Below are 21,763 nucleotides of genomic sequence, written 5' to 3'. Positions count from 1 at the left end.
AAATGGGATACCCGGTGCGTACGCGCCGTGCCGCTTCAATTGCGCACCGGCTTGCCGGTTTGCAGCATGCCCATGATGCGTTCCTGCGTCTTCTGCGTGCCGAGCAGATCGACGAACGCGCGGCGCTCCAGCTTGAGCAGCCACTCTTCGTCGACGAGGCTGCCCGCCTCGACGTCGCCGCCGCAGATGGCTTCCGCAATGCGGCTCGCGATCAGGAAGTCGTGGTCGCTGATGAAGCGGCCATCGCGCATGTTGACGAGCGACGCCTTGATGGTCGAGATCGCCGAACGGCCCGCCACCGGAATCTGCGTCGCGCGCAGCGGCGGACGATAACCGGCGGCGCTCAACGCGCGCACTTCCTTCTTCGCCGTGTCGAGCAGCTCGAACACGTTGAAGACGATCGTGTCCGAAGGCTTCAGATAGCCCATCGCGCGCGCTTCGTGCGCCGAAGCCGAAACCTTCGCCATGGCCGCGTTTTCGAACGACTTCTGCAGGAACCGGAGCAGGTCCCCCGGCACCGCGCCGATCGCCTGCGCGCCTTCCGCCGCGCGGATGGCCGCTTCCTTCAGGCCGCCGCCCGCCGGCACGAGACCCACGCCCACTTCCACGAGGCCGACGTAGCTTTCCACGTGCACGACGCGCTTCGCACTTTGCAGCATGATTTCGCAGCCGCCGCCGAGCGCGATGCCCGACACCGCCGTCACGACCGGCACGTTCGCGTACTTCACGCGCAGCATCGTGTCCTGGAACTTCTTCACGAACGGCTCGATGCCCTTCGCGCCGCCCATCATGAAGGCGGGCATGGCTTCTTCGAGGTTCGCGCCCGCCGAGAACGGGCCGCCCGGCGCGCCGAGCTTGAGCGACGTCGGCTGCCAGATCACGACGCCCTTGTAGCCCTGCCCGGCGATCTCGATGGCCTGCGCGAGGCTGTCGAGCAGGCCCGGGCCCATCGTGTTCATCTTGCTCTTGTACGAGACGATGACCACATCGTCCTCGCCGGCGCGGTCATCGACCCACGCGCGCAGATGTTCGTTTTCGAGCAGCGTCTTGCCGAAGGTCTTCGGATCGCGGGCCGTCTCGCCGAGGAGCGCGGCGCGGAACACCTGACGCTCGTACACCGGCAGGTCCGAGCGCGGCACGAAGCGCGACGCCGCCGGCGACCACGAGCCATCGGCGCCATGCACGCCGCCGTTCGCGGCAACCGGGCCTTCGAACACCCACGCGGGCAGCGGCGCGTTCGAGAGCGTCTTGCCGGCGTCGATGTCTTCCTTCACCCACTCGGCCACCTGCTTCCAGCCCGCGGCCTGCCAGCCTTCGAACGGACCTTCGTTCCAGCCGAAGCCCCAGCGGATGGCGAGATCGACGTCGCGCGCGTTGTCCGCGATCGACTGCAGATGCACGCCGATGTAGTGGAACACGTCGCGGAAGATCGACCACAGGAACTGCGCCTGCGGATGCTGCGTTTCGCGCAGGAGCTTCAGGCGCTCGGCTGGCGGGCGCTTGAGAATGCGCCCGACGATCTCGTCGGCCTTGCCGCCCGCATCGACGTACTCGCCCGTGTTGCCGTCGAGCACCTTGATGGCCTTGCCTTCCTTGCGATAGAAGCCGCCGCCCGTCTTCTGGCCGAGCGCGCCCTTCGCCACGAGGCCCGCCAGCACGGCCGGCGTCTCGTAGACCGGGAAGAACGGGTCGTCCTTCAGGTTGTCCTGCATCGTCTTGATGACGTGCGCCATGGTGTCGAGACCCACGACGTCCGCCGTGCGGAACGTCGCCGACTTCGCGCGGCCGAGACGGCTGCCCGTGAGGTCGTCCACTTCGTCAAAGCGCAGGCCGAACTTCTTCGCCTCGGCGATCACCGCGAGGATCGAGAAGATGCCCACCCGGTTCGCGATGAAGTTCGGCGTGTCCTTCGCGCGCACCACGCCCTTGCCCACCACGCTCGTGAGGAACGTTTCGAGCTGGTCGAGGATTTCGGGCTTCGTCTGCGCGGTCGGGATCAGCTCGACCAGGTGCATGTAGCGCGGCGGGTTGAAGAAGTGCACGCCGCAAAAGCGCGCCTTCAGGGCATCGTCGAAACCTTGCGACAGTTCCGTGATCGAGAGGCCCGAGGTATTGCTCGCGAAAATCGCGTTCGGGGCAATGTGCGGCGCGACCTTCTTGTAGAGGTCGTGCTTCCAGTCCATGCGCTCGGCGATCGCCTCGATCACCACGTCGCATTCCGCGAGCTTTGCAATGTCGTCTTCGTAGTTCGCGGGGATGATGTACTGCGCGTCGTCCTTCACGGCGAACGGCGCGGGCGACAGTTTCTTGAGGTTCTCGATCGCCTTGAGCGCGATGCCGTTCTTCGGGCCTTCTTTCGCGGGCAGATCGAAAAGGAGCACGGGCACGCGGGCGTTGATCAGGTGCGCTGCGATCTGCGCGCCCATCACGCCGGCGCCGAGCACGGCCACCTTGCGAATATTGAGATTGCTCACGGTGTTCCTCCAGCGGATATGCAATGTCGAGCGCGATATTGCGTCAATGAGATGTGAGGGCGGCGGCGCGCGCAAGATACGCGCGCCGCGTTCGGACATCGTGTAAGCGGGGCGCCCGATGCGGCTCGATGCGGTGGCACAGAGCGGCGCCCCGTCGGCTTTTAGAACAGCGCTTCGTCCACTTCCATCAGCGTCTTCGAACCGGCGCGCGCCTGGCGGATCGAGGTCGCCGTTTCCGGCAGCAGCTTCGCGAAGTAGAAGCGCGCGGTGGCGAGCTTCGACTTGTAGAACGGATCGCCCGACGCTTCCTTGTCGAGCGCGATACGCGCCATGCGGGCCCAGAAGTACGCGAACACGAGGTGGCCCGCCGTGCGCAGGTACGGCACCGCGGCCGCGCCCACTTCGTCCGGGTTCTGCATGGCCTTCATGCCGATTTCCATCGTGAGCTTCTGCACCTTGTCGCCGATGTCGGCGAGCGGGTTCACGAACTCCTGCATTTCCGGCTTGATGCCTTCGGCTTCCACGAATTCGGTCACGAGCTTGCCGAACTTCTTGAGCTTCGCGCCCATGTCGCCCAGCACCTTGCGGCCCAGCAGGTCGAGCGACTGGATCGTGTTCGTGCCTTCGTAGATCTGGTTGATGCGCGCGTCGCGCACGTACTGCTCCATGCCCCACTCGGAGATGAAGCCGTGGCCGCCGAACACCTGCATGCCGAGGTTGGTGCTCTCGAACGCGTTATCGGTGAGGAAGGCCTTGATGATCGGCGTGAGGAGCGCCACCAGATCGGCGGCTTCCTTGCGCTGCGCTTCGTCTTCGTGCGAGAGCTCCTTGTCGATGTGGAGCGCGGCCCAGTACGTGAACGCGCGGGCGCCTTCGGCCCAGGCCTTCTGCGTGAGCAGCATGCGGCGCACGTCCGGGTGCACGATGATCGGGTCGGCGGCCTTCTCGGGCGCCTTCGGGCCCGTCAGTGCGCGCATCTGCAGGCGGTCCTTCGCATACGCGAGCGAGTTCTGGTACGCGACTTCGGTCAGGCCGAGGCCCTGCATGCCGACGCCCAGACGGGCGGCGTTCATCATCACGAACATGGCGTTCAAGCCCTTGTTCGGTTCGCCGACGAGCCAGCCCTTCGCGCCGTCGAGGTTCATCACGCAGGTCGAGTTGCCGTGAATGCCCATCTTGTGCTCGATCGAGCCGCACTTGATGCCGTTGCGCTCGCCCGGCTCGCCCGCGGCGGTGGGGATGAACTTCGGCACGATGAAGAGCGAAATGCCCTTGGTGCCCGGAGGCGCGTCCGGCAGGCGCGCGAGCACGAGGTGGACGATGTTCTCCGACATGTCGTGCTCGCCGCTCGAGATGAAGATCTTCGTGCCGGTGATCGCGTACGAGCCGTCGCTGTTGGGCTCGGCCTTGGTGCGCAGGATGCCGAGGTCGGTGCCGCAGTGCGGCTCGGTCAGGCACATCGTGCCCGTCCAGACGCCCTCCACGAGCTTCGGCAGGTAGGTCTTCTGCAGCTCGGGCGTGCCGTGCGCGTGCAGACATTCGTAGGCGCCGTGCGAGAGACCCGGATACATGGTCCACGCCTGGTTCGCCGAGTTGAGCATTTCGTAGAGCGCGTTGTTCACGAACGCGGGCAGGCCCTGGCCGCCGTATTCGGGATCGCAGCCGAGTGCCGGCCAGCCGGCCTCGACGTACTGCCTGTACGCTTCCTTGAAGCCAGCCGGCGTGGTCACGACGCCGTCGCCGGCATACGTGCAGCCTTCGCGGTCGCCGGTCTGGTTCAGCGGAAACAGCACCTCGGAGCAGAACTTGCCGGCCTCCTCGAGCACCTGGTTGATCGTGTCGGCGTCGAGGTCGGCGTGCTTCGGCATCTGCTTCACTTCGCCTTCCACGTTCAGCAGTTCGTGCAACACGAATTGCATGTCGCGCAGCGGCGCGGTGTACTGTCCCATGTCTACTCTCCCAAATTTGAGCGTCGCCGCCCTGCTGACGCCGCGGCGCACCGCGCGCCGTCAGCCGCTAGCGGCTTTCGCTCTGATACGAAACAATCAGTTTTTCGAGCGCGGCCCACGCATGATCGACGGCGTCCGGCAGATGCAGGAAGCGGCCGTCATGATGCAGACCGAGCGTTACGCTATAGAGTTCGAACAGCATCAGCTGGGGATCGGTGTCCCGGCGCAGATGCCCTTCGTCGATCGCCTGCGAAATCGCGCGCAACAGCGCTGCACGCCACATCGTGACACTCGCCACCAGCCGCTCGCGCACCTGGCTGTCGGCACGATCGTCGTACTCGACCGCGCCGCTGATGTAGATGCAGCCGGTCATGACTTCGTGAATCCGCTTTTCGAACCACCTCGAAAGCATCGCACGCAGACGAGGCAAACCACGCGGTTCGCGCAAGCTCGGAAAGAAGACTTCTTCCTCGAATCGGCGGTGATACTCGCTCACCACCTCGGCCTGCAGGTCCTCGCGCGACCCGAAATGCGCGAAGACCCCGCTCTTGCTCATCTGCATGCGCTCCGCGAGCAGGCCGATCGTCAGACCTTCCAGTCCGTCGCGACCGGCAAGGTCGAGTGCTGCATCCAGAATCGCGGCTCGTGTCTGTTCGCCTTTTCGCATAGCTTTTTTACCGTAACGATGTAGCCCGTCGGGGGCCGAAATGAAATCGAACGGCCGTACTATTGTTGAGGACAGCCGTCCGCGAAACAAGGACTTTATTAGAAACCGATTTCTAACCGGTTCTCTAATTCTGGGGCAATGGGCCACGCGCACAAGCGGGCTTTTCCTCAGGATTTTTCCTCGATTGCTCCCTCGAATACTCGTGTGGCAGGCGCCGGGCGGCCCAGCACGTTGCGGGAAACGCCGGAAAGCCTAATCGTAGCCGCCCACGGTGAGAAGCTTCATGACCGCGCGGTAGCCCGCATAGGCCATCCAGCTCAGCACCCGCTCCAGCACCGGGCGTGCCTCATAGCGCGCACGGTCGATCTGGGTGGCGTCGCCAAACGCGCTCAGGATGGCCTCGCGCAGCGCGAGAATCTGCGGATGCCGCACCATCAGCACGTTCGCCTCGTTGTTGAGCACGAGGCTCAGCGCATCGAGGTTCGAGGAGCCGACCGTGCCCCAGCGCGAATCCACCACCGCCACCTTGCCGTGCAGCATGGTTTTCTCGTATTCGGCAATCTGCACGCCGGCGGAAAGCAGCGCGTGGTAGAGGAAGGGCACGCCGTAGTCGAGAACCTTGAACTCCTTTCGTCCGATCAATAGCCGCACCGAAATGCCGCGCCCCGCGGCCTCCACGAGCGCGCGGCGCAGCCGCCGTCCCGGCATGAAATACGGATTGGCGAGCAGCACCTCCTCGCGGGCTTCGCCGATGGCGTCGAGGTAAGCCTTCTCGATCGCGCGGCGATTCACGACGTTGTCGCGCGCGACGAAGGCCACGCAAGGCACGCGGGCGGTGCGCGGGTCGCGCACGCTGGCGCGCAGCCGCGCGCGCAGGCGCTCGATGATGCGCGCGGCGCGCCCCGGCGGCACGATGGGCGCGAGTTCGCGCAGCGCTTCGTCGATGGCCTGCACGGGGCGGCCGGTGCCATGGCCCGTCGGATGCGGCGCCATGAAGCCGGCGCTCGCTGGCACGCCGAGAAAGCGCGGCACGGCCGAAGCGTGCGCGAGCGGCGGCCGGTGGCCGAGGCGGATGCGGTGCCACTGAAGCTGGATCGCCTCGCGCACGTCCACCACCACGGGGCCGGCCAGCTCCACGGCAAAGTCCCAGCGCGGGAACGGCAGCTTGCGGCCGTCCTGCTCCAGGTCGTCGATCACGTTGATGCCGCCGCAGTACGCATAGTGGTCGTCGATCACGGCGAGCTTGCGGTGCGTGCGCGAAAAGCCGAAGCGGCCGAAGATGTGCGGGTTATAGACACGATGTTCGACGCCCTGCGCGCGCCAGACGTCGAAGAGCGCGATGTGCGGACTGCCGATGCCGTCGGTGATCACGCGTACGCGCACGCCGCGCGCGACGGCGCGCACGAGCGCTTCGGACACGGCACGGCCGATGTCGTCGTCGCAGAAGATGTAGGTTTCGAGCGCGACGTCGCTCGTGGCCGCGTCGATGCGCTCGATCATCGCGCCGAAGAGCGCCGCGCCCGAGCCGAAAAGGCGCACCTCGTTGCCGCTCGTGAAGCGGTAGCGCGACCGGTAGCGCCGCCCCAGCAGCAGGTCGCGCAAACGGACGGCGCGGCGCGGATCGATGTCCGCCGCATCCGTGGTGCCCGCGGCGCCCGCGATACCCGTGGTATCGGCCGTGTCCGGCGCGTCCGGCCGCTCCGTCACGCGCGCGCTCCGCGCAGGCGCTCGGGCAGTTGCAGGATCGCTTCGCGGTTGGACGACGAGAAGCAGCACGCCGCCGCCTCCTGATACGGCAGCCACCGATACGCGAGATGCTCGCGCGGCGAGAGCGTGACCGGCGTACCGGGCGGCACTTCGAGGCTGAACCAGTGTTCGGTGTTGCGCGTGACGCCAGGCGCGTAGCGGTGGCGCCAGACCGGGTAGATTTCGTACTCGATCTGATGGTGCCAGTCGAGCAGCGCCGCCTCGCTCACGCCGCCCGGCCCCACCGCGATGCCGGTTTCCTCGCCCACTTCGCGCACCGCCGTTTCGGCGAACAGCTCGTCCAGACGGTCTTTCGAACCGGTAACGGACTGCCAGAAACCGGGGCGGTCGGCGCGTTCGATGATCAGCACGTCGAGCTGCGGCGTATGGATGACGACAAGAACGGATTCGGGAATCTTCGGCGGCTTCTGCATGGTGACGGAGCGTGGGTGGACTCTCGTGCGGCACGTGCGGTGCGGCACGCGGAACCGCTCAGGGAAATGTAACGCAAAAAACAAAAAAGGCGCGTGATGCGCCTTTCTTGCGTTGCGTGGCTTGCCGGGTCGATCGAACCGGGCGACCGAACCGCGGACCTTACTGCGCGCCCTTACTGCGCCGCCTTCTGCTCCGGCTGGCGCAGACGGATGTGCAGCTCGCGCAGCTGACGCTCGTCCACCGGGCTCGGCGCCTGCGTGAGCAGACACTGGGCGCGCTGCGTCTTCGGGAACGCGATCACGTCGCGGATCGAGTCGGCGCCGGCCATCATCGTGACGATGCGGTCGAGGCCGAACGCGATACCGCCGTGCGGCGGCGCGCCGTACTGCAGCGCGTCGAGCAGGAAGCCGAACTTCGCGCGCGCCTCTTCCGGACCGATCTTGAGGGCGCGGAACACCTTGCTCTGCACGTCTTCCTGATAGATACGAACCGAACCGCCGCCGATTTCCCAGCCGTTCAGCACCATGTCATAGGCCTTCGCGAGGCAGCGGCCCGGGTCGGTCTCGAGGTATTCGAGGTGCTCGTCCTTCGGGCTCGTGAACGGGTGGTGCGCCGCCACGTAGCGGTTCTCTTCCTCGTCGTACTCGAACATCGGGAAGTCGATGACCCACAGCGGCTTCCAGCCGGCTTCCACGAGACCGTTGGACTTGCCGAACTCCGAATGGCCGATCTTCAGGCGCAGCGCGCCGAGGCTGTCGTTCACCACCTTCGCGCGGTCGGCCGCGAAGAAAATGATGTCGCCGTCCTGGGCGCCCGTGCGCTCGAGGATCGCGGCGATCGAGGCATCGTGCAGGTTCTTGACGATCGGGCTTTGCAGGCCGTCACGGCCCTTCGCGCGCTCGTTGACCTTGATCCAGGCGAGGCCCTTCGCGCCGTAGATGCGCACGAATTCCGTGTAGCCGTCGATGTCGCCGCGCGAAAGCTCGCCGCCCTTCGGCACGCGCAGCGCCGCCACGCGGCCGTCCTTGGTGTTGGCGGGCGAGCTGAACACCTTGAACTCGACGTCCTTCATGGCGTCGGTGAGTTCGGTGAATTCGAGCTTCACGCGCAGGTCCGGCTTGTCCGAACCGAAGCGGCTCATGGCTTCCGAGTACTGCATCACCGGGAACTTCGCATCGAGCTCGACGCCGATGGTTTCCTTGAACACGTGACGCGCCATGTCTTCGAACAGGTCGCGGATCTCCTGCTCGCCGAGGAACGACGTTTCGCAGTCGATCTGCGTGAATTCGGGCTGACGGTCGGCGCGCAGGTCTTCGTCGCGGAAGCACTTGACGATCTGGTAGTAGCGATCGAAGTTCGCCACCATCAGAAGCTGCTTGAAGAGCTGCGGCGACTGCGGCAGCGCGAAGAACTGGCCCGCGTTCACGCGCGACGGCACGAGGTAGTCGCGCGCGCCTTCCGGCGTGCTCTTCGTGAGCATCGGCGTTTCGATGTCGATGAAGCCGAGCGCGTCCAGATACTTGCGCACGGCCATCGCCACGCGGTAGCGCAGGCGCAGGTTGTGCTGCATCTGCGGACGGCGCAGGTCGAGCACGCGGTGCGTGAGACGCGTGGTTTCCGAGAGGTTGTCGTCGTCGAGCTGGAATGGCGGCGTGACCGATGCGTTGAGCACGGTCAGCTCGTGGCACAGCACTTCGATCTTGCCGCTCGTGAGGTTGGTGTTGACCGTGCCTTCCGGACGGTTGCGCACCACACCCTTGATCTGCACGCAGAACTCGTTGCGCACGCCTTCGGCAGTCTTGAACATGTCGGCGCGATCCGGGTCGCAGACGACCTGAACCAGGCCTTCGCGATCGCGCAGGTCGATGAAGATGACGCCGCCGTGGTCGCGGCGGCGATGCACCCATCCGCACAGCGAAACAGTTTGGCCCAGCAGCTGTTCGGTCACCAGACCGCAGTATTCAGATCTCATCGACATGATGTTCGTCTTTCGTTATGCATGAATTGAACGGGCGGGCCGCGCGAGAACAACCCGGCGCGGCAGCCGGCATTACATCGGAGGATCGATGGAGCGGCGCGCGGGCGCAGCCGGGGCGACGACGCCCATCGAAACAATATACTTGAGCGCGGCGTCGACGCTCATGTCGAGCTCGATCACCTCGCTTTTCGGCACCATCAGGAAGAAGCCCGAGGTGGGATTCGGCGTGGTGGGCACATAGACGCTCACATGCTCTTCCTGGAGGTGGTTCACCACGTCGCCACCCGGAATGCCGGTGAGGAATGCAATCGTCCACGAACCCTTGCGCGGATATTCGATCAGGAGTGCCTTGCGGAACGCATTGCCGTTGCTCGAAAGCAGTGTATCGGAAACCTGCTGCACGCTACTGTACAGCGGGCCCACGAGCGGAATGCGCCGCACCAGCGCGTTCCACCACGACACGAGCTTCTGGCCGACGAAGTTCTGCGTGAAGAGCCCCACGACAAAAATGAACGCCAGCGTCAGCACGGCGCCGAGCCCCGGCAGCCGCTGCTTCGGCTGCCACGCCTGCGGCAGCAGCAGCAGGGTCTGATCCATCGTGCCGATGATGAGGTTCAGCACCCACAGCGTGATGGCGAGCGGCACCAGCACCAGCAAGCCGGTCAGGAATATCGTCTTGAGCGTCGCTTTCTTCATCGTCATGTACACACCGCCGTTGGTGCCGCGCCGGGTGGCGCGCGGCATGCTTGCGATCCGGCGGGTCAAGCCGGACCGCGGGTCTCAGGTGGCGCCCGGGCTCGGGGTCGAGCCCGGGCCTGCCGGGGCGCTCGAAGCGGCCGGCGCCGCCGCGCTCTCGGCCGCCGGCTTGCTGCTTTCCGGCGACGAAGCCGCTTCGCCCGACTCCTTCGCGCCGGGTGCCGCTGCGGCCGCGGCGCCCGCGCCATTATTGCCGCCGCGGAAGTCCGTGACGTACCAGCCCGAACCCTTCAGCTGGAAGCCGGCCGCGGTGACCTGCTTGCGGAACGTATCCGCCCCGCAGTTCGGGCACTGCGTGAGGGGCGCATCGCTGATCTTCTGCAACGCGTCTTTCGCGAAACCGCACGATTCGCAGCGATAAGCGTAGATCGGCATGATCTCTATCCTGATGAAAATCTGATAATTGCTTGCAAAGCCTTGAATTATAGCCGCAAACCGGCGCCCGCCCTGGCAATCGCCGGACGAGGTCGGAGCGCGGCCAACGCCGCCTTAGTTTGGGGCGGCCTGCGGCCGCATCAAGAGACGCTCAGCGCGCGGGCGCGGCCGCTTCGTTGCGGCACCAGGTCATCCAGCGCTCGCGCCCCTCGAACACCGGCAGCGAGCCCGTGGCCGGCTGATCGTCGAGCAGCGTGAAGTACGGCGCGAGGAGCGCGTCGAGCTCGGCGCGCACGATCGGGAACGGCGGCCCTTTCTGCGGCTCGCCGACGAAAAAATAGCCGGCGAGCAGCGCGCCGGGCGCAAGCAGCGCCGCGAGGCGCCGCGCGTAGCGCTCGCGCTGGGCGGGCGGCAGCGCGCACAGGAAGGCACGCTCGAAAACCCAGTCCGGTGCGAACGGCGGCGCATACGTGTAGAAGTCGGCCTCCTCCACCGCCGCCGCGTGCGGGCCGAGCGCCGCGCGGGCGCTCGCGACCGCGGCGGGGGAAAAGTCGATGGCGCGCACCGTGCGGCCGCGCCCGGCGAGCCAGCCCGCTTCCCAGGCATTGCCGCAGCCGGGAATCAGCACCGTGGCCGCGGGATGGGCGGCGGCGAAGGCCTCGAACTGCGGCTGGACGCCCGCCTGGTCCCACGGCGTGAAGCCGCGCTCGAAACGTTCGTCCCAGAACGAAGCCTGCCCCGGGTCGCGCGTGGCGAATTCGGGGGCGGCCGGGGCCGGGGGTCGATTCGGTTCATTCATGCTGTGTCTCCTGTCCCATGGTGCCGCGCTGCAGTCCATCCCGCGCACGCAGAGCGTGGTCTGCGCGCGGCCTCAGCCGCCCGCGGCAAACGCGATCCAGGCACGCGCCACCACGATGCCCACGCCCACCGCAATGCCGAACACGAGCAGGCCCTGCAAAAGCCGGTTCGTACGCCGCTGTTCGAGCAGGATCGCACGGATCCATTCCTCGCTGGTCCCATGCACGGGGTCCTGGCGATGGAGCAGCGCCTGGTGCACGAGCCGCGGCAGTTGCGGCAGCGTCTTGCTCCACTGCGGCGCTTCGATCCTGAAGCGCTCGTACCAGCCGCGCAGGCCGATCTGCTCGGCCATCCAGCGTTCGAGGTACGGCTTGGCCGTCTTCCAGAGATCGAGCTCCGGATCGAGCGAGCGCCCGAGGCCCTCGACGTTGAGCATGGTCTTTTGCAGCAGCACGAGCTGCGGCTGGATTTCGACGTTGAAGCGCCGCGAGGTCTGGAAGAGGCGCAGCAGCACCTGGCCGAGCGAGATGTCCTTCAGCGCCCGGTCGAAGTACGGCTCGCAAACGGCGCGAATCGCACTCTCCAGCTCTTCCACGCGCGTATTGGACGGCACCCAGCCCGACTCGATGTGCAGCGTGGCCACGCGGTGATAGTCGCGCTTGAAGAAGGCGAGGAAGTTCTGCGCGAGGTAGTTCTTGTCGAAGTCCGAGAGCGCGCCGACGATCCCGAAGTCGAGCGCGATATAGCGCCCGAAATGCGCCGGATCGAGGCTCACCTGGATGTTGCCGGGGTGCATGTCGGCGTGAAAGAAGCCGTCGCGGAAAACCTGCGTGAAGAAGATCTCCACGCCTTCGCGCGCGAGCTTCGGAATGTCCACGCCGGCCGTGCGCAGCTTGTCCACCTGGCTGATCGGCACGCCCACCATGCGCTCCATCGTGAGCACATTGCTCGTGCTGTACTCCCAGAACATCTCGGGCACGAGCAGCAGATCGAGGCCCGCGAAATTGCGGCGCAACTGGCTGCCGTTGGCGGCCTCGCGCATGAGGTCGAGTTCGTCGTGCAGGTATTTGTCGAATTCGGCGACCACCTCGCGCGGCTTCAGGCGCTTGCCGTCCGCCCACAGGCGCTCGGCCCAGATGGCGATGTCGCGCAGGAGCGCGAGGTCGGAATCGATCACGGGGCGCATGTTCGGCCGCAGCACCTTCACCGCGACAGCCCTGCCCATGTGCTGCCCGGAGCGCACTTTCGCGAAGTGCACCTGCGCAATCGAGGCGCTCGCCACCGGGACGCGCTCGAAATCGTCGAAGAGCGTATCGACCGGCGCGCCGAGCGACTTTTCGATAATGCCGATCGCCACGTTCGAGTCGAACGGCGGCACCTGGTCCTGCAGGCGCGCGAGTTCGTTGGCGATATCGGCCGGCAGCAGGTCGCGCCGCGTGGAGAGCACCTGCCCGAACTTCACGAAGATGGGGCCGAGACTTTCCAGCGCGAGCCGCAGGCGCACGCCGGGCGGCTGCTCGAACTTGCGGCCGATCGTGGTGATGCGCAGCAGCAGCCGTACACGCCGGTCATTGATCCGGCTCAACATCATTTCGTCGAGACCGAAGCGGATGACCGTAAAAAAGATCTTCAGGAAACGCAGGAAACGCATTTTTTTAGAGGCCTGTGGTCGGGCGCGGGCCGCGCAGCGGCGTCACGTCGGGCGTGCCGGCTGCCGTTTTTTGTTCGAGGCGCTCGATGCGCTTTTCCACGCGCGCGAGGGCGTCGCGCGCGCGGGAGAGTTCGGCGTTCAGGCCGTCCAGCTCGGCGCGCCGCACGAGTTGCGGATTCTCGTCGAGCAGATATTCCGTGAGCGAGCCCAGCACGTTGCGGCCGGTGCGCCGCGCCTGATCGCTCGCGGCGCGCGCGAGCGAGGCGAGGCGAGCAGCGGGCGCGTCGCCGACGAGCTTCGCGAGGTCCTCCTCGGGCTCCCAGCGCAGATGCTCGGCGAGCTTGCCGATGATCTGTGCGAACTCCGCATCGCCTTCGATCTTGACGTGCTTCATCACCGCGGCCTGGCCGCCCTGCACGAACGACGGCAGCGCGTCGGCCGGCAGCGAGAGCGAGACGTCCGCGCGCGGCGCGTCCTGTTCCTCGACGGCCGCGAGATAGCCGTCGGGCTGCACGAGCAAGGTGAGAACGACGGGCGGACACGACAGCCGCGCCGTCTTGCCCGCGTACGGAGCGAGACGTTCGCGGGCCCACGATTCGCGGGCGAGCAGGTGATTGACGGCGGCAGCGAAGGGCTTGGCGGCGAGAGTCATCGGGCATGGAATAAGAAAACCCGCGCGGGCAAAAGCCCGCGCGGGTTCCTATTGTAGCGTTCGCGGGGTTCGGTCGCGGCCCAGCGCGGCCTGGCCGGACCTGGCCAAAAGGCCAAAGCCGCCCGCGCGGCCCGCTCAGTGGTGCTCGATCTGCTGAATCCCCGCGAGCAGCCAGCCCTCGCCGCTCGTGCGCGACTTCGAGAGATTCCAGATCTCCACGAACGGCTCGGCCGCGGCGCCCTGCGTCTCGCGGATCAGGCCGGAGAAGCGCACGCTCGCGAGGTACCCGCTGTCTTGCTCCGCCACGTCGAGCAGATCGGCGTTGAGCTGCACGATGTCGGTGTGGTTCTCCTCGCTGCCGCGGCTCGCGAGATCGACGCGGATCTCGGCAAACATCTCGGGCGTGGTGAACTCGCGGATATCGTTCATGTTGCCCACGTCCCAGGCGGCCTGCAGGCGCACGAAGTACACCTTCGCATTGCGCAGGAACGTTTCCGTGTCGAAGCCAGCCGGGATCGACAGCGCGGGGGCGGCCTGCGGCGTGTTGAGCGCGGTGGCTTCCGGCGCGAGAGACTGGCTCGCGGAAGGCGCCGTGTAGCTCGGCTCCTGCTTATAGCCGCCCTGCGGGTAACCGCCCTGCGGGTAACCGCCCTGCGGGAAAGTGCCCGCGCCGTTCAGGCCGCCCGACGACGGCAGACCGCCGCCCACCTGGAACGCCGGCTGCACGGCGCGGCGGCGGTTCATGAACTTGCGGATCAGCCAGATCGCCGCGAAGGCGATGAGCGCGATCACGATGGCGTTCGCCATGGCGCCGGCGAACGCTTCGCCAAGACCGAAGTGCGAGAGCAGCGCGGCGATGCCGAGGCCGGCCGCCAGACCCGCGATCGGGCCGAGCCAGCGGTTGCGCGCGGGCGCGGCGGCGGCAGGCGCCGGTGCGGGCGTGGCCGGCTGGGCGCGCTGCGCCTGACCCGGCTGTTGCGCCGGCGTGGGCTGGGCCGGCGGCGGCGTGGCGCTGCGTTGCGAGGCCACCGAAGACTGCTTGCCGATGCTGCGGCTGCCGCCCATGCGGCGGGCCTCGGCGTCGAACGACGCGAAGCTGCCGGCCACGAGCACGCCAACCATGGCCAGCACTCCCATCCTTCTGGCCCACTGCATTGAAAGCTTACTGGAAGCATTGACGCGGGGCTCAGACATGGCAAGTTTTCCTTTAAAGACAGAGGTTTGGGAACGCTAATACTTTGTCCCGACGTGTAAGGCTACCACGCCAGCTGACAAATTGTAATATTTGACGGCGTCTAGGCCGATTTGTTCCATCATCGTCTTCAAAGTTTCCTGGTCCGGGTGCATGCGGATCGATTCGGCCAGGTAGCGATAGCTGTCGGCGTCCTGCGCGAAGCGGGCGCCCAGCCACGGCAGCACCTTGAACGAATAGACGTCGTACGCCTTCTTGAGCGGCTCCCAGACCTTCGAGAACTCCAGCACCAGCAGGCGGCCGCCCGGCTTGAGCACGCGGCGCATCTCGGCCAGCGCGACATCCTTGTGGGTCATGTTGCGCAGGCCGAAGGCCACGGTCACCACGTCGAAGTAGTTATCCGGAAAGGGAATCCGCTCGGCGTCGCAGAGGAGCGCAGGCGTGACCACGCCGTGGTCGAGCAAGCGGTCGCGGCCCACGCGCAGCATCGATTCGTTGATGTCGGTGTGCCAGACCTCGCCCTTTTCGCCCGCCTTCTTCGCGAACGCCATCGAAAGGTCGCCGGTCCCGCCCGCGATATCGAGCACCTTCGCGCCCGGCCGCACGTTGGCCTGGGCGATCGTGAAAGCCTTCCAGGCGCGGTGCAGCCCCCCCGACATCAGATCGTTCATGAGGTCGTAGTTGGAGGCGACCGAGTGGAACACACCGGCCACCTTCTTCGCCTTGTCCTGTTCTTCAACGCTCTGATAGCCGAAGTGGGTTTTGCTCATCGCGTTCGTCCTTTCGCGGGGGTCTTGTCTTGAGAATGGCTGCCGCGCCCAACATGCAGGGTAAGCGGCGGCAGCGGGGCAGGATCGTAACAGGAAGCGTCAGTGGCAGTGGCCGTGCGCCGCAGCGGGCGGCGCCATCGGCGTGTCGCGGTCGACGCCCGCCGCCTTGAGCTTCGCGAAGTATTCCGCCCAGAGTTCGTCCTGGCGTGTGGCCAGCTCATGGAGCTGGTCCCACGAGTAGATGCCGGTATTGTGGCCGTCCGAAAAAGTCGGCTGCAGCGCGTAATGGCCCACGCCCTCCAGCGCCGTGATCGTGACCTCGCGCTTGCCGGTCTGCAGCGTCTCCTGCCCCGGCCCGTGGCCGCGCACTTCCGCCGAAGGCGAATACACGCGCATCAGCTCGAAGGGAACGCGGTAGCTCTCGCCGTTCGCGTACTGCAACTCCAGCACGCGCGAAACGGCATGCACCACGATGCCGGTCGGCACCGGCGTATCGGATTTCAGTCCACTCATGATTCGTCCTCGGGCTCATGCCCGTTCAGCGCGACGCCCCTCCGGCGCCCGGCCTGCCATCACCATGGCCATGGCACGGCCCGAGCCATGGCTGCCGGCCCCTTCAGGCCAGCGCCCCGTCCATTTCGTGACGCACCGCCTCGCGCAGCAGCGTGGCCTGCGCGCGGCGCTGGCCCAGCATCGCCTCGGAAACCGTGCGCTGGCGCGGCGCCCACACGGGCAGCGGGAAATGCGCGTCGTTCGTGAAACGCGGGATCACGTGCCAGTGCATGTGCGGCACCTGGTTGCCGAGGCTCGCCAGGTTCACCTTCGAAGGCTGCATGACGCGGCGCAAGGCCCGTTCGACGGCATAGACGGCCCGCATCAGATGCTCCCGGTCGGGCGCGGCGAGATCCGAGAATTCGGCGACGTGGCCATTCCAGATCACCCGGCAAAAGCCCGGGTAATCGGCTTCCGATACGGCCAGCACGACGCGCATGCGCTCGTCCTGCCATAGCACTTCGCCGCCTTCCTCACTGCAGAATACGCATCCCATCGTCGCCCCCGAGCCGCCATCGCAGGATCGCACCGTGCAATCCCTACAATCCGCTGTTACCCAGCGCCGCCATTAGACCAGCACGCGCTCGATTCCGCCATTGTTCGCCTTCTGGACATAATCTGCCATCCAGTTGTCGCCCAGCACGTGACGGGCGATTTCCACGACGATGTAGTCGGCTTCGATGCCGGCGTCCTCGTTGTAGCGCGACAGGCCCTGGAGGCACGACGGGCAGCTCGTCAGGATCTTGACGTTCTCGGCGCTGCCCACGCCGCCGGCTTCCTGCGGCGTGGCGGGCTGCACGCCATTGGCGCTGCCCACGAGCGGGATGCCGCGCAATTTTGCCGCACCCTTGCGGATCTCTTCTTCCTTGCGAAAGCGCACCTGGGTCGAAACGTCCGGGCGCGTCACGGCCAACGTGCCCGATTCGCCGCAGCAGCGCTCGTTCTTCTCGATCTTGTAGCCGTCCTTTTCCGCGCCCATCAGTTCGTTGACGAGCTTGACCGGATCGACGGTCTTGATCGGCGTATGGCACGGGTCGTGATACATGTAGCGCGTGCCCGTCACGCCATCGAGCCTGATGCCTTTTTCGAGCAGAAACTCGTGGATGTCGATGATGCGGCAGCCCGGGAAAATCTTTTCGAATTCATAACCGGAAAGCTGGTCGTAGCAGGTCCCGCACGACACCACCACCGTCTTGATATCGAGGTAGTTGAGCGTGTTCGCGACCCGGTGGAACAGCACGCGGTTGTCCGTGACGATCTTCTCGGCCTTGTCGAACTGGCCCGAACCGCGCTGCGGATAGCCGCAGCACAGATAGCCCGGCGGCAGCACGGTCTGCACGCCCGCTTCCCAGAGCATGGCCTGGGTGGCGAGGCCCACCTGCGAGAAGAGGCGCTCCGAGCCGCAGCCCGGGAAGTAGAACACCGCCTCCGAATCCACGCTCGTGGTCTTCGGGTTGCGGATGATCGGCACGATCTTGTTGTCTTCGATGTCGAGCAGCGCGCGCGCCGTCTTCTTCGGCAGGTTGCCCGGCATCTTCTTGTTCACGAAGTGGATCACCTGCTCCACCACGGCGGGCCGCCCGGTGCTCGCGGGCGGACGCGCCGTCTGCTTCTTCACGACCTTCTTGAGGAGGTCGTTGCCGAGGCGCTGCGCCTTGTAGCCCACGCCCATCATCGCCTCGCGCGCGAGGTTGATGGTCTGCGGGTTCGTGGCGTTGAGGAAGAACATGCCCGCCGCGTTGCCCGCGTTGAACTTCTTCTTGCCCATCTTGCGCAGCAGGTTGCGCATGTTCATCGTCACGTCGCCGAAGTCGATCTTGACCGGGCACGGCGTCACGCACTTGTGGCAGACCGTGCAGTGGTCGGCCACGTCGTTGAACTCGTCCCAGTGCTTGATCGACACGCCGCGGCGCGTCTGCTCCTCGTACAGGAACGCCTCGACCAGCAGCGAGGTCGCGAGAATCTTGTTGCGCGGGCTGTAGAGCAGGTTCGCGCGCGGCACGTGCGTCGCGCACACGGGCTTGCACTTGCCGCAGCGCAGGCAGTCCTTCACCGATTCGGCAATCGCGCCGATATCGGACTGCTGCATGATGAGCGACTCGTACCCCATCAGGCCGAACGACGGCGTATAGGCGTTGCGCAGGTCGGCGCCGTCGAGCAGCTTGCCCGCGTTGAAGCGCCCGTGCGGGTCGACGCGCTGCTTGTAGCTGCGGAATTCGGCGATCTCTTCGTCCGTGAGGAACTCGAGCTTGGTAATGCCGATGCCGTGCTCGCCCGAAATCACGCCGTCGAGCGACCTTGCGAGCTTCATGATGCGCGCGACCGCCGCGTGGGCGTCCTGCAGCATCTCGTAGTTGTCCGAGTTGACCGGAATGTTCGTGTGAACATTGCCGTCGCCCGCGTGCATGTGCAGCGCGACGAACACGCGGCCGCGCAGCACCTTCTTGTGGATCGCCTGGGCTTCGTCGAGGATCGGCTTGAACGCGCCGCCGTTGAAGATCTGGCGCAGCTCCGCGCGGATCTCCTGCTTCCACGAAATGCGCACCGTGCGGTCCTGGGTGACGTGGAACACGGTGGCCCCGGGCTGCACATCGACGCGGTCGGCAAACTTCTCGGCGAGGGCCTCGTAGCCCAGTTGCACGAGATAGTGCTGCGCCTCGCGCAAGGACAGATCGAGCTTCTCGCCCACGAAGGTCCAGCGCTCGCGCACGCGCTTGAGCAGGTCGAGCGCCTGCTGCACGCGGTCTTCGAGCAGTTCCGCCGACGGAATCTCGCTTGCGTCGTCGCTTTTGCCGAGCGGCAGCTTGCCGGCCTTGAAGAACGCTTCGAGCGCATCGACCAGCTGCAGCTTGTTCTTGATCGAGAGCTCGATGTTGATGCGCTCGATGCCGTCCGTGTACTCGCCCATGCGGTTGAGCGGGATCACGACGTCTTCGTTGATCTTGAACGCATTGGTGTGCTTCGCGATGGCGGCCGTGCGGCTGCGGTCGAGCCAGAAGCGCTTGCGCGCCTCGGCGGAGACGGCCACGAAGCCTTCGCCGCTCTTGCCGTTGGCCATGCGGATGACTTCCGAGGTGGCGGTGGCCACCGCATCGGCGTCGTCGCCCACGATGTCGCCGATTAGCACCATCTTCGGAAACGCGTTGCGCTTGCTCTTGGTGGCATAGCCCACGGCGCGCAGATAGCGTTCGTCGAGATGCTCGAGCCCGGCGAGAATCGCGCCTCCCTGCTTCGAGGTTTCGAACAGGTAGTCCTTGATTTCGACGATGCTCGGAATCGCCTCGCGCGCCTGGCCGAAGAACTCCAGACAGACGGTGCGCGTGTGCGCCGGCATCTTGTGCAGCACCCAGCGCGCCGACGTGATGAGGCCGTCGCAGCCCTCCTTCTGCACGCCGGGCAGGCCCGCGAGGAACTTGTCGGTGACGTCCTTGCCGAGGCCTTCCTTGCGAAAGCGCTTGCCCTCGATGTCGAGCCGTTCGGTGCGCAGCAGCTTCTCGCCCGGCGCGTGCTCGCCGTCGAACCACTTCAGCTCGAAGCGCGCGAGCGCGATGTCATGGATCTTGCCCATGTTGTGCTCGAGGCGCGTGACTTCGAGCCAGTTGCCTTCGGGATCGACCATGCGCCACCAGGCGAGGTTGTCGAGCGCCGTGCCCCACAGCACCGCCTTCTTGCCGCCCGCGTTCATGGCGACGTTGCCGCCGATGCACGAGGCGTCGATGGAGGTGGGATCGACCGCAAACACGAAGCCCGCGGCTTCGGCAGCCTCGGTCACGCGCCGCGTGACCACCCCCGCGCCGGAGAAGATCGTGGGCACCTGGCGATCGACGCCGGGCAGATCGGTCATCTCGACCGCGCCGAGCTTTTCGAGCTTCTCGGTGTTGATGACGGCCGAGAACGGCGTGAGCGGCACCGCGCCGCCCGTGTAGCCCGTGCCGCCGCCGCGCGGAATCACGGTGAGGCCCAGTTCGAAGCAGGCCTTGACGAGGCCCGCGATCTCTTCCTCGGTGTCGGGCGTCAGCACGACGAAGGGATATTCCACGCGCCAGTCGGTCGCGTCGGTCACGTGCGAAACGCGCGCGAGGCCGTCGAAGCGGATGTTGTCCTTCTGCGTGCGGCGGCCGAGTTCTTTGGTCGCGCGGCGGCGCAGTTCGGCCATCTTCCCGAACTCGCCCGCGAACGCGTCGATCGCGCGGTGCGCCGCGGCGATCAGCGTCTCGACGCGCGCGGCGCGATCGAGGCCGGCATCGTCGCCGTGCTCGCTCAGGTCGGCGCGGCGGCGTTTTTCGATTTCGGCGAGGCGGTGGTTGAGCGCCTCGATCAGGAGCGCGCGGCGCTTCGGATTGTCGAGCAGGTCGTCCTGAAGGTACGGATTGCGGCGCACCACCCAGATGTCGCCCAGCACTTCGTAGAGCATGCGCGCCGAGCGGCCGGTGCGGCGCTCGGCCCGCAGTTCGGCAAGCGCGGCCCAGGCTTCCTCGCCGAGCAGGCGAATGACAATTTCGCGATCCGAAAAGGACGTGTAGTTATACGGAATCTCGCGCAGGCGAGGTTCGATGTCGGTGGCCACGGCGGCGGCAGCGCCGTGAGGATCGAAAACTTGAGGTGCGTTCATGGTTGGACGACTCTTTGTGTCGGTACCGTGCAGCGGCTGGCGAGCCGCCCGGCCGATACCGGCGGGGCGCGTGGGGCGCTATTCTGAAATCGTGTCCGCCGGTGGCGGGTGGCGGACATCAGGTTGGGGAAGCCTCGCGGCGGCGGCATTCACGCCAGCGGAACCCCTGCACTCAGACTCCGCGACACGATCGTGCGTGGCGGATATGCCGCTGCGCCGCGGGGCGGGTCTCGCGCCGTGCGGGCATCAAATGGGCTGTCCGAGGTTGCCAGTGCATCTTCCGATCCTGGTTATCAAAACCGGATTTTAACGCATGATCCGTGCGAGCGCTGGGGCGGTCCGGGAACCCGCCCGCCCCGCAAGGTTAATCGGCGAACGGCGGCAAACCGTTGTGGCGCAAGGCGCGCGGCGCTCCGCGGCGTTCTTTGCGCGCGGCGAACCGGGGAAGCGATGGCGGCGGCCGTCGTGACCGCTACGTGGTATGGGCGCGACATGATTCGCCGTCCACAGGGTCGGGAAATGGAGTCCGGGAGCACGCGCCAGCACCCTGGCCGTTGGCGCTATCATTGGCGTTTGCCGTCCTACCCCGCTTTTTCCGCTTCCTTTGCCTTCCAGGCACGCCCCGCATGGCTTCCCACGACGACTACCTCAAAAAAATCCTCACCGCCCGCGTGTACGACGTGGCCCGCGAAACCGAACTGGAGCGCGCGCCCAATCTCTCCGCGCGCCTTGCCAACGCGGTGTGGCTCAAGCGCGAGGACAACCAGCCGGTGTTCTCCTTCAAGCTGCGCGGCGCCTACAACAAGATGGCCCAGCTCACCCCCGCGCAGCTCGAGCGCGGCGTGATTACCGCCTCCGCAGGCAATCACGCCCAGGGCGTGGCCCTCTCGGCCGCGAGGCTCGGCGTGAAGGCGGTGATCTGCGTGCCCGTCACCACGCCCCAGGTGAAGGTCGATGCGGTGCGCACCCACGGCGGCCCGACCGTCGAGGTGGTGCAGGCGGGCGAGTCCTACAGCGACACCTACGCCCACGCCCTGCGCCTGCAGGACGAGCGCGGCCTGACCTTCGTGCACCCGTTCGACGACCCGGACGTGATCGCCGGCCAGGGCACGGTCGCCATGGAGATCCTGAGCCAGCATCAGGCCCCGATCCACGC

17 protein-coding genes are annotated in these 21,763 nt (G+C 66.3%); 1 reads left to right on the top strand and 16 read right to left on the bottom strand.

Translation table 11 applies throughout. The features are described from left to right. Positions 1–35: 35 nt before the first annotated feature. From BFE01S_RS12360 to BFE01S_RS12285, 16 genes are all read right to left on the bottom strand, one after another. Entirely contained in the window at positions 36–2,474 is a 2,439-nt protein-coding gene (locus BFE01S_RS12360; protein ID WP_028225765.1) for a 3-hydroxyacyl-CoA dehydrogenase/enoyl-CoA hydratase family protein, read from the bottom strand. A 161-nt stretch (positions 2,475–2,635) separates the two neighbouring features. Next, a complete protein-coding gene (locus BFE01S_RS12355) occupies positions 2,636–4,423 on the bottom strand; it encodes an acyl-CoA dehydrogenase C-terminal domain-containing protein (RefSeq protein ID WP_028225764.1) in 1,788 nt (595 codons plus the stop codon). Positions 4,424–4,490: 67 nt separating this feature from the next. After that, a complete protein-coding gene (locus BFE01S_RS12350; protein WP_028225763.1) occupies positions 4,491–5,090 on the bottom strand; it encodes a TetR/AcrR family transcriptional regulator in 600 nt (199 codons plus the stop codon). Positions 5,091–5,342: 252 nt separating this feature from the next. Beyond that, positions 5,343–6,716 carry a phospholipase D-like domain-containing protein gene (locus BFE01S_RS12345; protein WP_028225762.1) on the bottom strand — a complete coding sequence of 458 codons (1,374 nt, stop codon included), beginning with the start codon at positions 6,714–6,716 and terminating at the stop codon, positions 5,343–5,345. 77 nt (positions 6,717–6,793) lie between these two features. After that, entirely contained in the window at positions 6,794–7,270 is a 477-nt protein-coding gene (gene nudB / locus BFE01S_RS12340; protein ID WP_028225761.1) for a dihydroneopterin triphosphate diphosphatase, read from the bottom strand. 173 nt (positions 7,271–7,443) lie between these two features. Continuing rightward, positions 7,444–9,249, bottom strand: coding sequence for an aspartate--tRNA ligase (aspS, locus tag BFE01S_RS12335; RefSeq protein ID WP_028225760.1), 1,806 nt, complete (start codon positions 9,247–9,249; stop codon positions 7,444–7,446). 72 nt (positions 9,250–9,321) lie between these two features. Next, complete coding sequence (locus tag BFE01S_RS12330; protein ID WP_028225759.1) at positions 9,322–9,945, bottom strand: DUF502 domain-containing protein; 624 nt, start codon at positions 9,943–9,945, stop codon at positions 9,322–9,324. 84 nt (positions 9,946–10,029) lie between these two features. Then, positions 10,030–10,380, bottom strand: a complete 351-nt coding sequence (locus BFE01S_RS12325) for an FmdB family zinc ribbon protein (protein WP_028225758.1) — start codon at positions 10,378–10,380, stop codon at positions 10,030–10,032. Positions 10,381–10,531: 151 nt separating this feature from the next. After that, entirely contained in the window at positions 10,532–11,179 is a 648-nt protein-coding gene (locus BFE01S_RS12320) for a methyltransferase domain-containing protein (protein WP_028225757.1), read from the bottom strand. Between the two features lie 72 nt (positions 11,180–11,251). After that, entirely contained in the window at positions 11,252–12,829 is a 1,578-nt protein-coding gene (gene ubiB, locus BFE01S_RS12315; protein WP_028225756.1) for a ubiquinone biosynthesis regulatory protein kinase UbiB, read from the bottom strand. Positions 12,830–12,833: 4 nt separating this feature from the next. After that, complete coding sequence (locus tag BFE01S_RS38430; RefSeq protein WP_042337581.1) at positions 12,834–13,481, bottom strand: ubiquinone biosynthesis accessory factor UbiJ; 648 nt, start codon at positions 13,479–13,481, stop codon at positions 12,834–12,836. A gap of 135 nt (positions 13,482–13,616) precedes the next feature. Next, on the bottom strand, positions 13,617–14,675 hold the full coding sequence (locus BFE01S_RS12305) for a Tim44 domain-containing protein (RefSeq protein WP_028225755.1): 1,059 nt from the start codon (positions 14,673–14,675) through the stop codon (positions 13,617–13,619). 36 nt (positions 14,676–14,711) lie between these two features. Next, entirely contained in the window at positions 14,712–15,443 is a 732-nt protein-coding gene (gene ubiE / locus BFE01S_RS12300) for a bifunctional demethylmenaquinone methyltransferase/2-methoxy-6-polyprenyl-1,4-benzoquinol methylase UbiE (RefSeq protein WP_028225754.1), read from the bottom strand. A gap of 99 nt (positions 15,444–15,542) precedes the next feature. Continuing rightward, on the bottom strand, positions 15,543–15,956 hold the full coding sequence (locus BFE01S_RS12295) for a gamma-butyrobetaine hydroxylase-like domain-containing protein (RefSeq protein WP_028225753.1): 414 nt from the start codon (positions 15,954–15,956) through the stop codon (positions 15,543–15,545). A gap of 103 nt (positions 15,957–16,059) precedes the next feature. After that, positions 16,060–16,491, bottom strand: coding sequence for an HIT family protein (locus tag BFE01S_RS12290; RefSeq protein ID WP_028225752.1), 432 nt, complete (start codon positions 16,489–16,491; stop codon positions 16,060–16,062). Positions 16,492–16,563: 72 nt separating this feature from the next. Further along, a complete protein-coding gene (locus tag BFE01S_RS12285) occupies positions 16,564–20,607 on the bottom strand; it encodes a DUF3683 domain-containing protein (protein ID WP_028225751.1) in 4,044 nt (1,347 codons plus the stop codon). 626 nt (positions 20,608–21,233) lie between these two features. Here BFE01S_RS12285 and BFE01S_RS12280 point away from each other — a divergent pair. Next, positions 21,234–21,763, top strand: a 530-nt coding sequence (locus tag BFE01S_RS12280) for a pyridoxal-phosphate dependent enzyme (protein WP_028225750.1), incomplete at its 3' end; no start/stop codon positions are given.

The organism is Paraburkholderia ferrariae NBRC 106233, from assembly GCF_000685035.1.
GTDB lineage: Bacteria > Pseudomonadota > Gammaproteobacteria > Burkholderiales > Burkholderiaceae > Paraburkholderia > Paraburkholderia ferrariae.
This window is presented reverse-complemented; position numbering and strand designations above follow the sequence as displayed.

Excerpts from the sequence above, each read along its gene's own strand:
- aspS (WP_028225760.1), bottom strand. The coding sequence starts at position 9,249 with ATGTCGATGAGATCTGAATACTGCGGTCTGGTGACCGAACAGCTGCTG.
- nudB (WP_028225761.1), bottom strand. The coding sequence starts at position 7,270 with ATGCAGAAGCCGCCGAAGATTCCCGAATCCGTTCTTGTCGTCATCCAT.
- BFE01S_RS12295 (WP_028225753.1), bottom strand. The coding sequence starts at position 15,956 with ATGAGTGGACTGAAATCCGATACGCCGGTGCCGACCGGCATCGTGGTG.
- BFE01S_RS12305 (WP_028225755.1), bottom strand. The coding sequence starts at position 14,675 with ATGTCTGAGCCCCGCGTCAATGCTTCCAGTAAGCTTTCAATGCAGTGG.
- BFE01S_RS12350 (WP_028225763.1), bottom strand. The coding sequence starts at position 5,090 with ATGCGAAAAGGCGAACAGACACGAGCCGCGATTCTGGATGCAGCACTC.
- BFE01S_RS12285 (WP_028225751.1), bottom strand. The coding sequence starts at position 20,607 with ATGAACGCACCTCAAGTTTTCGATCCTCACGGCGCTGCCGCCGCCGTG.
- BFE01S_RS12320 (WP_028225757.1), bottom strand. The coding sequence starts at position 11,179 with ATGAATGAACCGAATCGACCCCCGGCCCCGGCCGCCCCCGAATTCGCC.
- BFE01S_RS12325 (WP_028225758.1), bottom strand. The coding sequence starts at position 10,380 with ATGCCGATCTACGCTTATCGCTGCGAATCGTGCGGTTTCGCGAAAGAC.
- BFE01S_RS38430 (WP_042337581.1), bottom strand. The coding sequence starts at position 13,481 with ATGACTCTCGCCGCCAAGCCCTTCGCTGCCGCCGTCAATCACCTGCTC.
- BFE01S_RS12330 (WP_028225759.1), bottom strand. The coding sequence starts at position 9,945 with ATGAAGAAAGCGACGCTCAAGACGATATTCCTGACCGGCTTGCTGGTG.
- BFE01S_RS12355 (WP_028225764.1), bottom strand. The coding sequence starts at position 4,423 with ATGGGACAGTACACCGCGCCGCTGCGCGACATGCAATTCGTGTTGCAC.
- BFE01S_RS12290 (WP_028225752.1), bottom strand. The coding sequence starts at position 16,491 with ATGGGATGCGTATTCTGCAGTGAGGAAGGCGGCGAAGTGCTATGGCAG.
- ubiE (WP_028225754.1), bottom strand. The coding sequence starts at position 15,443 with ATGAGCAAAACCCACTTCGGCTATCAGAGCGTTGAAGAACAGGACAAG.
- ubiB (WP_028225756.1), bottom strand. The coding sequence starts at position 12,829 with ATGCGTTTCCTGCGTTTCCTGAAGATCTTTTTTACGGTCATCCGCTTC.